General features: G+C 69.0%; 13 protein-coding genes. 11 read left to right on the top strand and 2 right to left on the bottom strand.

Going from position 1 to position 9,518, the window contains the following annotated elements:
• The 5 genes from QZV97_RS19520 to QZV97_RS19500 all read left to right on the top strand — a co-directional run.
• Positions 1 to 1,078: cbb3-type cytochrome c oxidase subunit I (locus QZV97_RS19520; RefSeq protein WP_295646714.1), on the top strand; the 1,078-nt coding region annotated here is incomplete at its 5' end.
• 31 nt (positions 1,079 to 1,109) lie between these two features.
• Positions 1,110 to 1,226 (top strand): cytochrome oxidase small assembly protein, encoded by a 117-nt coding sequence (locus QZV97_RS19515; RefSeq protein ID WP_295646711.1) that lies wholly within the window; start codon positions 1,110 to 1,112, stop codon positions 1,224 to 1,226.
• Between the two features lie 11 nt (positions 1,227 to 1,237).
• The gene (locus QZV97_RS19510) at positions 1,238 to 1,870 is read left to right on the top strand and encodes a cytochrome c oxidase assembly protein (RefSeq protein ID WP_295646708.1); all 633 of its coding nucleotides are present in this window, start codon (positions 1,238 to 1,240) and stop codon (positions 1,868 to 1,870) included.
• A complete protein-coding gene (locus tag QZV97_RS19505; RefSeq protein WP_366558921.1) occupies positions 1,867 to 2,100 on the top strand; it encodes a DUF2970 domain-containing protein in 234 nt (77 codons plus the stop codon). Before QZV97_RS19510 ends, QZV97_RS19505 begins: the two co-directional genes overlap by 4 nt.
• 85 nt (positions 2,101 to 2,185) lie before the next feature.
• Positions 2,186 to 3,070, top strand: coding sequence for a cytochrome c oxidase subunit 3 (locus QZV97_RS19500; RefSeq protein ID WP_295646705.1), 885 nt, complete (start codon positions 2,186 to 2,188; stop codon positions 3,068 to 3,070).
• 45 nt (positions 3,071 to 3,115) lie between these two features.
• Here QZV97_RS19500 and QZV97_RS19495 read toward each other — a convergent pair whose 3' ends face one another.
• On the bottom strand, positions 3,116 to 3,340 hold the full coding sequence (locus tag QZV97_RS19495; RefSeq protein ID WP_295646703.1) for a DUF2909 domain-containing protein: 225 nt from the start codon (positions 3,338 to 3,340) through the stop codon (positions 3,116 to 3,118).
• 36 nt (positions 3,341 to 3,376) lie between these two features.
• On the opposite strand from QZV97_RS19495, the gene QZV97_RS19490 reads away from it, so the two are divergent.
• The 5 genes from QZV97_RS19490 to QZV97_RS19470 are packed head-to-tail and all read left to right on the top strand — an operon-like array spanning position 3,377 to position 7,506.
• Positions 3,377 to 4,132, top strand: a complete 756-nt coding sequence (locus QZV97_RS19490; RefSeq protein ID WP_295646700.1) for an SURF1 family protein — start codon at positions 3,377 to 3,379, stop codon at positions 4,130 to 4,132.
• On the top strand, positions 4,077 to 4,796 hold the full coding sequence (locus tag QZV97_RS19485; protein WP_295646697.1) for a hypothetical protein: 720 nt from the start codon (positions 4,077 to 4,079) through the stop codon (positions 4,794 to 4,796). Before QZV97_RS19490 ends, QZV97_RS19485 begins: the two co-directional genes overlap by 56 nt.
• Positions 4,797 to 4,805: 9 nt before the next feature.
• Positions 4,806 to 5,948, top strand: a complete 1,143-nt coding sequence (locus QZV97_RS19480; protein WP_295646694.1) for a heme A synthase — start codon at positions 4,806 to 4,808, stop codon at positions 5,946 to 5,948.
• Between the two features lie 13 nt (positions 5,949 to 5,961).
• Positions 5,962 to 6,891, top strand: coding sequence for a heme o synthase (cyoE, locus tag QZV97_RS19475; RefSeq protein WP_295646691.1), 930 nt, complete (start codon positions 5,962 to 5,964; stop codon positions 6,889 to 6,891).
• A gap of 6 nt (positions 6,892 to 6,897) precedes the next feature.
• Entirely contained in the window at positions 6,898 to 7,506 is a 609-nt protein-coding gene (locus tag QZV97_RS19470; protein WP_295646687.1) for an SCO family protein, read from the top strand.
• 14 nt (positions 7,507 to 7,520) lie between these two features.
• On the opposite strand, the gene rpoH is transcribed toward QZV97_RS19470, so the two are convergent.
• A complete protein-coding gene (rpoH, locus tag QZV97_RS19465; RefSeq protein ID WP_295646719.1) occupies positions 7,521 to 8,471 on the bottom strand; it encodes an RNA polymerase sigma factor RpoH in 951 nt (316 codons plus the stop codon).
• A 251-nt stretch (positions 8,472 to 8,722) separates the two neighbouring features.
• Here rpoH and QZV97_RS19460 point away from each other — a divergent pair.
• Positions 8,723 to 9,518 (top strand): acyl-CoA dehydrogenase family protein (locus tag QZV97_RS19460; protein ID WP_295646684.1); only part of this gene is annotated, 796 nt, incomplete at its 3' end.

Genomic DNA, 9,518 nt, shown 5'->3' with positions numbered 1-9,518 from the left:
CATCGTCACCATCCTCAACATGCGCGCGCCCGGCATGACGCTGATGAAGATGCCGATGTTCGCCTGGACCTGGCTGATCACCGCCTACCTGCTGATCGCGGTGATGCCGGTGCTCGCGGGGGCGATCACCATGACGCTGACCGACCGCCACTTCGGCACGTCGTTCTTCAATCCGGCCGGCGGCGGCGACCCGGTGATGTACCAGCACATCTTCTGGTTCTTCGGGCACCCCGAGGTCTACATCATGATCCTGCCGGCCTTCGGCATCATCAGCCAGGTCGTGCCGGCCTTCGCGCGCAAGCGCCTGTTCGGCTACACCTCGATGGTCTACGCGACCTCGTCGATCGCCATCCTGTCGTTCATCGTGTGGGCACACCACATGTTCACGACCGGCATGCCGGTGACCGGCCAGCTGTTCTTCATGTACGCCACGATGCTGATCGCCGTGCCGACGGCGGTGAAGATCTTCAACTGGATCGCGACGATGTGGCGCGGCTCGATGACCTTCGAGACGCCGATGCTGTTCGCGGTCGGCTTCATTTTCGTGTTCACGATGGGTGGCTTCACCGGCCTGATCCTCGCGATCGCGCCGGTCGACATCCAGCTGCAGGACACCTACTACGTCGTCGCCCACTTCCACTACGTGCTGGTGGCCGGCTCGCTGTACGCGATGTTCAGCGGCTACTACTACTGGGCGCCCAAGTGGACCGGCGTGATGTACTCCGAGACGCGCGGCAAGATCCACTTCTGGGGTTCGCTGATCTTCTTCAACGTGACCTTCTTCCCGATGCACTTCCTGGGTCTCGCGGGCATGCCACGCCGCTATGCCGACTACCCGATGCAGTTCGCCGACTTCAACATGCTGGCCTCGGTGGGCGCCTTCGGCTTCGGGCTGATGCAGGTCTACTTCGTGTTCTTCGTCGTGTTGCCCGGCATGCTGGGCAAGGGCGAGAAGGCGCCGCAGAAGCCGTGGGACGGCGCGGAAGGCCTCGAGTGGGAAGTGCCGTCGCCGGCGCCCTTCCACACCTTCGAGAACCCGCCGAAGCTCAACGCCGCGGCGACCAAGATCGTCGGCTGACGGCCGCACGCACAGCGAGGTCGAGGCAGAGATGGCCCTCACCCCCGAGCAACGCAAGGGCAACCTGCGACTGGGCCTGATCCTGGTCTCGGTGGCGGCGGCCTTCGCGATCGGCTTCGCGGTGAAGATCGTGCTGCTGGGTGGCTGAGGGCGGATGGCATGAGCACTCCTCCTCGCCGCGAGCGTCGCACCGCCGCCAGCCTGCTGAACGGCGACAACCGCCGGCTGCTCGTCAAGCTGACGGTGGTCGCGGGGATGATGTTCGCCTTCGGCTATGCGCTGATCCCGATCTACCGCCACATCTGCGAGGCGCTGGGCATCAACGTGCTGTCGCGCTCCGAGCAGGTGGTCAACGGGACGGGCGGGCGCCTGCCGGCCAACAGCCAGGTCGACCGCAGCCGCAGCATCACCGTCGAGTTCGATGCGAACGCGCGCGGGCCCTGGGACTTCAAGCCGGCGGTGCGCTCGCTCGAGGTCCACCCCGGTGAGCTGACGACGGTGATGTACGAGTTCCGCAACGTGCAGAACCGGTCGATGGCCGCGCAGGCGATCCCCAGCTATGCGCCGCAGCAGGCGTCGCCGCACTTCAACAAGCTGGAGTGCTTCTGCTTCAACGAGTACCAGTTGCAGCCCGGCGAGGCCAAGCAGTGGCCGGTCGTGTTCTACATCGACCCCAAGCTGCCGCGCGACGTCAAGACGATCACGCTGAGCTACACCTTCTTCGAGGTCGGCGGCAAGACGCCGGCGGCGCCGCTGGCCAGCGTGGCCCCCACCGGGAGGGCGGGCTCGTGAGCGGCGCCGACTTCAAGGCCGCGGTGCAGCGCAAGGGTTCGTTCGGGCAGACGATGAAGGCCGTCGCATGGTCCTTCTTCGGCGTGCGCCGCAGCAGCGACTACGAGCACGACGTGAGCCGGATCAACCCGCTGCACGTGGTGGTGGCCGGCGTGCTGGGCGTGCTGGTGTTCATCGGCGTGCTGCTGGCCCTGGTGCGCTGGGTGATCGGCAGCGGGGTGGCTGCCTAGGCGGGACGAGGGATCGAGGGGCGGCGGCGCTTCGGCGTCGTTGCGGAGCAGGACATCAGGACAGCGGAGCATTCAGGAGCAAAACATGTCGGCAGCAACCCCGCACGGGCACCAGCCCTACTATTTCGTGCCCGCGCCGTCGCGGCACCCGGTGATGGCCTCGATCGGCCTCTTCTTCGTGATCCTCGGCGCCGGCCAGTGGATCAACGGCCACGGCTGGGGCGCGTACTCGCTGCTGTTCGGCTTCCTGTGGTTCGCCTTCGTGCTGCAGGCGTGGTTCCGCGACGCGATCCACGAGAGCGAGAGCGGCCTCTACGGCAGCCGGATCGACGTGTCCTTCCGCTGGAGCATGAGCTGGTTCATCTTCTCGGAGGTGATGTTCTTCGGCGCCTTCTTCGGTGCGCTGTACTGGCTGCGGCTGCACTCGGTGCCCAATCTCGGCGACCTCGAGCACGCGCTGTTGTGGCCCGACTTTAAGGCGCAGTGGCCCAGCGCCGGCGCCGGCATCACGGCCTCGCCGGCCGGCATCGTCGAGCCCTTCACGACGATGGGCCCGTTCTGGCTGCCGACGATCAACACCGCGCTGCTGCTGACCTCGGGCGTCACGCTGACGATCGCCCACCACGCGCTGCGCGAGAACCATCGCGCCAAGACCATCGCCTGGATGTGGATCACCGTGCTGCTGGGCGCGACCTTCGTCGGCGTCCAGGGCTACGAGTACGCCCACGCCTACAACGACCTGAACCTCAAGCTCAGCAGCGGCGTCTACGGCTCGACCTTCTTCATGCTGACCGGCTTCCACGGCTTCCACGTGCTGGTCGGCATGCTGATGCTGCTGTTCATCACGATCCGGCTGATGAAGGGCCACTTCACGCCCGAGCGCCACTTCGGCTTCGAGGGCGCGGCGTGGTACTGGCACTTCGTCGACGTGGTGTGGCTCGGCCTGTACCTGATGGTCTACTGGACCTGAAGACGCCGGCTGCGCCCTGCGGAAAGAGCGCCTCCGGCGCTCTTTTCATTTGGGCTGCAGCGGCAGCCCGGTCGGCGCGATCCAGCCCAGCTTGTAGGCCACCAGGATGAACGTGAACAAGGCCACCGACAGCCCGATCCGCCAGGCCAGCGCGCGCACCATGCGGTTGGTCTTGGGCGCGCCGTCGCGGCCGTCCTGCAGCATCGCCCGTCCGGCGCCGGCGAGGGCGACGAGGATGCCGATGAAGGCCAGTCCCATGATCCACTTCATGGCTGCAATGTATGGCATCGCCGGCGGGGGCGCGGCGTGAAGGGTCGTCGGCGCCCGATCATCGTGCTGCTCGCGGCGCTGGCCGGTGTGGCGCTGACGGCGCGGCTGGGCGTCTGGCAACTGGACCGCGCGGCGCAGAAGCTGGCCTTGCAGGCCGCGATCGACACGCGCGGCGCGCAGCCGCCGCTGCCGGCCGGCGCGCTGGCGCGCGACGCGACCGAGGCGGCGTCGCAGCACCAGCGGCGCATCGTGCTGCAGGGACGCTGGCGGCCGGAGTTCAGCGTCTTCCTCGACAACCGGCAGATGGACGGCCGGCCTGGCTTCTACCTGCTGACGCCGCTGGAGCTCGGGTCGGGCGACGCCGTGCTGGTGCAGCGCGGCTGGGCGCCGCGCGACTTGCGCGACCGTGCGCGCGTGCCGGTCGTGCCCACGCCGGCGGGCGAGGTCCGCATCGTCGGCCGGATCGCCCCACCGCCCGCTTCGCTTTATGCCTTCGACGGCCCCGACACGGGCCCGCTCCGGCAGAATCTCGACCTCGGTGCCTATGCGCGCGAGACGGGGCTGGCACTGCGGCCGTTGTCGGTGCTGCAGATTGACGCCGGCGACGACGGCAATGTCGGTGCTGCCGGCCATGACGGCCTGCAGCGTCGCTGGCCCGCACCGGCCGTCGACGTGCACAAGCACTACGGCTATGCCTTCCAGTGGTTCGCGCTGACCCTCCTGCTGATCGGTCTGTATGTCTGGTTCCAAGTCCTCCAACCCTGGCTACGGCGGCGACGGACGCGCGCTTGAGGCCGCGGCCGAGCAGCCGCTGAGCTTCGCCGTCCACAGCCTGCCGACACCGGCACTGGCCGACGGACGGGTGCGCAGCGGCCGGCTGAAGATGCTGCTGGTGCTGCTGGTCTGCGCGGCGCCGGTGGTGGCGTCCTACCTCACCTACTACGTGATCCGGCCGCAGGGCCGCACCAACCACGGCGAGCTGATCCAGCCACAGCGAGCCTTGCCCGATGCCACGGCGCTGCCGCTCACCGACCTGGCGGGCCAGGCTGTCGCGCCGGCGAGCCTGCACGGCCAGTGGCTGCTGGTCACCGTCGGCGGCGGCGCCTGCGACGCCCTGTGCGAGCGCCAGCTCTACCTGCAGCGGCAGCTGCGCGAGGCGCTGGGCCGCGAGAAGGACCGCGTCGACCGCGTCTGGCTGGTCGACGACGCGGCGCCAGTGCGGACCGAGCTCGCCGCGGCGCTGCAGGGTGCGACCGTGCTGCGCGTGCCGCGCCAGGCGCTCGAGCGCTGGCTCCAGGCCGCGCCCGGCCAGATGCTGTCGGCGCACCTGCACGTCGTCGACCCGCTGGGCAACTACATGATGCGTTTCCCGGCGCCGAGCGAACCCGCGCGGATCAAGCGCGACCTCGACAAGCTGCTGCGCGCCTCGGCCAGCTGGGACCAGCCCGGACGCTGAGCACCGACCATGGACGGCAGCGGCATCGACCTCGCCCCCCTGGCCCAGCTTGCGCTGCTGGGTCTCGTGATCGCGCTCGGCCCGCTGGCCTGGGTGTGGGCGCGCACGCGCGGCGGCGACGCTTCGCAGCGCCTGCGCGTGCTGACGCTGCTGACGCTGTTCCTGACTTTCGACCTGGTGCTGTTCGGTGCCTTCACGCGCCTCACCGACTCGGGCCTCGGCTGTCCCGACTGGCCGGGCTGCTACGGCAGCGCCAGCCCGCTGGGCGCGCGCGACGAGATCCACGCCGCGCAGACCGCGCAGCCGACCGGCCCGGTGACGCACGGCAAGGCCTGGGTCGAGATGGTCCACCGCTATCTCGCCACCGGCGTCGGCGTGCTGATCATCGCGATGACGGTGCTGAGCTGGCAGGCGTGGCGGCGCGACCGCTCGGCCGCATCACCCGCCTTGGCGACGGCGACGCTCGTCTGGGTCTGTCTGCAAGGGGCCTTCGGCGCATGGACCGTGACGCTCAAGCTGTACCCGGCGATCGTCACCGCCCACCTGCTGGGCGGGCTGGGTCTGCTGGCGCTGCTCGCGGTGCAGGCCTGGGGCGGGCGCGGCGACCGCGTCGCCGTCGGCGCCGGCCTGCGGCGCGGCCTCGTCGCGGTCGCGGGACTGGCGCTGCTGCAGATCGCGCTCGGCGCCTGGGTCAGCACCAACTACGCCGTGCTGGCCTGCACCGACTTCCCGACCTGCCAGGGCCGCTGGTGGCCGGCGATGGATTTCGAGCACGGCTTCGCGATCCTGCGACCGCTGGGTACCGGCAAGGGCGGCGCGGGCTGGTTGCCCTTCGAGGCGCTGACCGCGATCCACATGTCGCACCGCGCGGTCGCGCTGCTGCTGCTGACGTCGATGGCCGTTCTGTCCTGGCGCCTGGCGCGGCATCCACGCCTGCGGCGCCTGGCCTTCGGCCTGGCCTTCATCGGCCTGTGGCAGCTGGCCACCGGCATCAGCAACGTCGTGCTCGGCTGGCCGCTGCTGGCGGCCGTCAGCCACACCGGCGGAGCCGCGGCGCTGGTGCTGGTGATGACGGCGCTGTGGCTGCGCACGCGCTCGAGCGCGGTCGCACCGCGTGCGGCCGGTGCGCGACTGGCGCACGGTGCTCCCTAGAATCCGCCGGCCCATGGCTCAAACCCTCGCCCCCTCGACCACTCCTGCCCACGGCTGGCTGGCGCGCTGGCGCCAGTTCAGCGCGCTGACCAAGCCGCGCGTGGTGCAGCTGATCGTGTTCTGCGCGGCGATCGGCATGCTGCTGGCCGTGCCGGGCTGGCCTTCGCTGGCGGCATGGGGCGTGGCGCTGGCCGCGACCGTCGGCATCTGGCTCGTGGCCAGCGCGGCGGCAGCCTTCAACTGCTTGGTCGAACAGCACATCGACGCCCGCATGAAGCGCACCGCCTGGCGGCCGACCGCGAAGGGCGAGTTGACCAATGCGCAGACGCTCAGCTTCGCGATCGCGCTGTGCGCGGCCGGCATGGCGGTGCTGTGGGTCTGGGTCAACGCGCTGACGATGTGGCTGACCTTCGGCACTTTCGTCGGCTACGCGATCGTCTACACCGTGTTCCTGAAGCCGGCGACACCGCAGAACATCGTGATCGGCGGCGCCTCGGGCGCGATGCCGCCGGTGCTGGGCTGGGCCGCGATGCGTGGCGATCTCGGCGCCGAGCCCTGGATCCTGTGCCTGATCATCTTCCTGTGGACGCCGCCGCACTTCTGGGCGCTCGCGCTGTACCGCGCCGAGGACTACGCGCGCGCCGGCCTGCCGATGCTGCCGGTGACGCACGGCAACGAGTTCACGCGGCTGCAGATCCTGCTCTACACCTTCGTGCTGTTCGCGGCGACGCTGCTGCCCTTCGTCTACGGCATGAGTGGCTGGCTCTACCTGGCCGGCGCCGTGGCACTCGGCCTGGGTTTCTGCGGCTACGCCTTCAAGCTGTGGCGCGCCTACAGCGAGGCGCTGGCACGGCGCACCTTCCGCTTCTCGATCTGGCACCTGTCGCTGCTGTTCGCCGCGCTGCTGCTCGATCACTACCTGGACCCGCTGCTGCGCGGCTGAGACCCCATGATCCGACGTCGCGTCCTGACGATGCTCTGTGCGGCCGCCTCGCTGGCCTTGGTGGGTGCCTGCGACAAGCCGGGCGGCCCGTCCGCGCCCTCGGCCGGCTTCAAGGGCATCGACATCACCGGCGCCGAATACGCGCGCGACTTCGCGCTGCCCGATGTCGAGGGGCGGACCCGGACGCTGGCCGACTTCAAGGGCCGCGCGGTCGTCGTCTTCTTCGGCTACACGCAGTGCCCCGACGTCTGCCCGACGACGATGGCCGAGCTGGCGCAGATCAAGAAGCTGCTCGGCGCCGACGGCGAGCGCCTGCAGGCGGTCTTCATCACTGTCGATCCCGAACGCGACACGCCCGAGCTGCTGAAGGCCTACATGGCCAGCTTCGACCCGGGCTTCATCGCCTTGCGTGGCGACCTCGCGCAGACCACCGCGCTGGCCAAGAGCTACAAGGCCTTCTTCCAGAAGGTGCCGGGCAAGGAGCCGGGTAGCTACTCGATGGACCACACGGCTGGCGCCTGGGTCTACGACCCGCAGGGCCGCATCCGGCTGTTCGTGCGCTACGGCCAGCCGGTCGAGGCCTGGGCGTCGGACCTGCGGCAGTTGCTGGGCTGAAACAGCCGCCGCGATCAGGCGTTCCAGCCGCTCAGCGCCTTCTTCATCTTCTTCATCGCCGCCACCTCGATCTGGCGGATGCGCTCGGCGCTCACGCCGTACTCGGTCGCCAGGTCGTGCAGCGTCATGCCGCCCGAGCCGTTGTCGTTGACCTTGAGCCAGCGCTCCTCGACGATGCGGCGGCTGCGCGCGTCCAGCACCTCCAGCGCCTGCAGGATGCCGTCGCCGGCCAGCGCGTCGCGATGCTGGGCGTCGAGCACGCGGGTCGGCTCGGTGCTCTCGTCGGCCAGGTAGGCGATCGGCGCGTAGCTCTCCTCGCCGTCGTCGGTCTGCGGCTCGAGCGCGACGTCACCACCGGACAGCCGGGTCTCCATCTCGATCACTTCCTCGCGTTTGACCTTGAGGTCGCGCGCGACGATGTCGATCTCGGCGTCGGTGAGCGTGCTGCGATGCAGGTCCGTGTCGGCGGCCTCGCCCTTGAAGCCCTGCTTCATCGAGCGCAGGTTGAAGAACAGCTTGCGCTGGGCCTTGGTCGTGGCCAGCTTCACCATGCGCCAGTTCTTCAGCACGTACTCGTGGATCTCGGCCTTGATCCAGTGCAGCGCGTAGCTGACCAGGCGCACGCCCTGGTCGGGGTCGAAGCGCTTCACCGCCTTCATCAGGCCGACGTTGCCTTCCTGGATCAGGTCGCCGTGCGGCAGTCCGTAGCCCAGGTACTGGCGCGACACCGACACCACCAGGCGCAGGTGCGACAACACCAGGCGACCGGCGGCCTCGAGGTCCTGCTCTTCGCGCAGGCGGCGGCCGAGCGACTGTTCTTCCTCGAGCGTCAACATCGGCAGCCGGTTGACGGCCGAGATGTAGGCGTTCAGGTCGCCCAGCGAGGGCACCAGCGCCCAGGGGTCGCGCACCGCCAGCGCCTGCGACGGCGCGGCGGCAGGGATCAGGTTCAGAGCGGTGTTCATGGAAGCGGTGCTCATCCAGAACCTCCTTTCATTGCAACGATATTAGCACTCAGCCAAACGGAGTGCTAAAGGCGTTTCGAAGGCCACGATCCAGAAAATTGATCGATCGCACATCATGTCGATCAATACTTGCAAAAGAAGCGAGCGAACACTGACTTTTTTGATCGAGTGCTCGGCAACTGGCCTGCCACCGGCGCGACAAGCAGGCGGGAAGTGGCCCGCTAAACTCGATGGACTCACCGGAGACAAGCATGGCCGCTGCCGCATTCCATTGGGACGACCCCCTGCTGCTGGAACAGCAGTTGACCGCCGACGAGCGCGCCGTGCGGGATGCGGCCCGCGCCTATTGCCAGGAGCGCCTGGCGCCGCGGGTGCTCGAGGCCTTCCGCCACGAGAAGACCGACCCGGCGATCTTCCGCGAGATGGGTGAACTGGGCCTGCTGGGTCCGACCATCGCCGAAACCTACGGCGGCGCCGGCCTCAACTACGTCTGCTACGGCGTCGTGGCGCGCGAGGTCGAGCGCGTGGACTCCGGCTATCGCTCGATGATGAGCGTGCAGTCCTCGCTGGTCATGGTGCCGATCGAGACCTTCGGCAGCGAGGCGCAGAAGCAGAAGTACCTGCCCAAGCTCGCGCGCGGCGAATGGATCGGCTGCTTCGGCCTGACCGAGCCCAACCACGGTTCCGACCCGGGCAGCATGGTTACGCGGGCGCGCAGCGTGCCGGGCGGCTTCGAGCTGACCGGCTCCAAGATGTGGATCACCAACTCGCCGATCGCCGACGTCTTCGTGGTCTGGGCCAAGGACGACGAGGGCTCGATCCGCGGCTTCATCCTCGACAAGGGCGCCAAGGGCCTGTCGGCGCCGGCGATCCACAGCAAGGTCGGCCTGCGCGCCAGCGTCACCGGCGAGATCGTGATGGACAAGGTGTTCTGCCCGGCCGAGAACGCCTTCCCCGAGGTGCGCGGCCTGAAGGGCCCGTTCACCTGCCTCAACAGCGCGCGCTACGGCATCGCCTGGGGTGCGCTCGGCGCGGCCGAGGATTGCT

The sequence above is a fragment of the uncultured Methylibium sp. genome (genome assembly GCF_902826655.1).
Classification (GTDB): Bacteria; Pseudomonadota; Gammaproteobacteria; order Burkholderiales; family Burkholderiaceae_C; genus Methylibium.
Note: the sequence above shows the minus strand (reverse complement) of the source record. Positions and strands in the feature narration are given on the sequence as shown.